Annotated in this window: 1 protein-coding gene; it reads right to left on the bottom strand. The window is 72.5% G+C overall.

Translation table 11 applies throughout. The features are described from left to right. Window positions 1-1,215: L,D-transpeptidase family protein (locus FV223_RS28050; protein WP_147729931.1), on the bottom strand; the 1,215-nt coding region annotated here is incomplete at both ends.

Genomic DNA, 1,215 nt, shown 5'->3' with positions numbered 1-1,215 from the left:
GCGCCGGTGGCGGCCGGCTCGGTCGCCGCCGAGGGCACCGGCCCGCCCGGCGTATCCAACCCGTAGATGTCGTCGCGGAAATGGACGCGGCCGTCCGGCGTGGCGTAGCCGGTGAGGTAGACGAAGGTGACGGGGACGGGCTTGACCAGCTTGAGGTCGCGGCGCTCGCCGTCGGCGATGCCGGTCTCGATCTCGATCGGGCCCCAGGCCGAGCCCGGCCCGTTCGGCCCCTCGACGCCCTGGAGCAGCCAGCCGACCAGCTCCTTGACCCCGCCGACGCGGACGCAGCCGTGGCTGTGGAAGCGGACGTTGCGGGAAAACAGCGATTTCGAGGGCGTGTCGTGCATGTAGACCGCGAAGCGGTTCGGCATGTCGATCCGCACCTGGCCGAGCGAGTTGTCGAAGCCGGAATCCTGGCGCAGCGTGTAGGCGACCGCCTTCTCGGTGTTCCAGTTCACCGCCGTCGGGTCGACCTCGACGCCGCCGGGGCCGAGGATGCGGATGTGGTTCTTGGCGAGATAGCCCGGCTCCTTGCGCATCCGCGGGATGATCTCGTTCTTCACCACCGAGACCGGCACCGTCCAGGTCGGGTTGAAGTTGATGTCGGTGATCCGGGTCTCGACGCTGGGGGTCGCCTTGTCGGGCTTGCCGACCACGGCGACGTAGCGGCGCGCGACCTGGCCGTTCTCCACCGCCTCGACGGTGGCCGCCGGGATGTTGACGACGACGTAGCGCTCGCCGAACGGGAACTTCGAGCCCATCAGCCGCGCCGCCGAGGCCGCGAGCTGGCGCTGGCGGACGGAGGCCGGCACGTTGAGCGCGGCGATCGTCAGCCGGCCGATCAGCCCGGATTCCGGCAGGCCGTGGCGGGCCTGGAACGCCGTCACCGCCGCGACCAGCGGCGGATCGAGCCGGTCGCTCGGGGGCGCGTCAGCGGGCAGGTCGCCGGTGAGCGTGAGGTGGTGGCGCAGCGCCGGGATCTCCGGGTTCGACGCGCCCGGCTTGAACACCGTGCTCTCGGGCACCGGCGCCCAGCCGCCGGCATCGGCGAAGGCCTGGTACAGGTCGGCCGCGCGCAGGGTGTCGGTGAAGGTCTTCTGCGTCAGCGTCGGGCGCGGGTCCGCCGAGACGGTGGCGTAGACCAGCTCCGGCTCGGGCTTGCGCTTCGCCGCCTCGCGGGGCGCCGCCTCCGGGGCGGCGGCCGCGAGCGGTGCC

Origin of the sequence: Methylobacterium sp. WL116 (assembly GCF_008039455.1) — a bacterium.
Classification (GTDB): Bacteria; Pseudomonadota; Alphaproteobacteria; order Rhizobiales; family Beijerinckiaceae; genus Methylobacterium.
The sequence above is the reverse complement of the archived record's forward strand: the minus strand, read 5'-3'. Positions and strand labels throughout refer to the sequence as shown.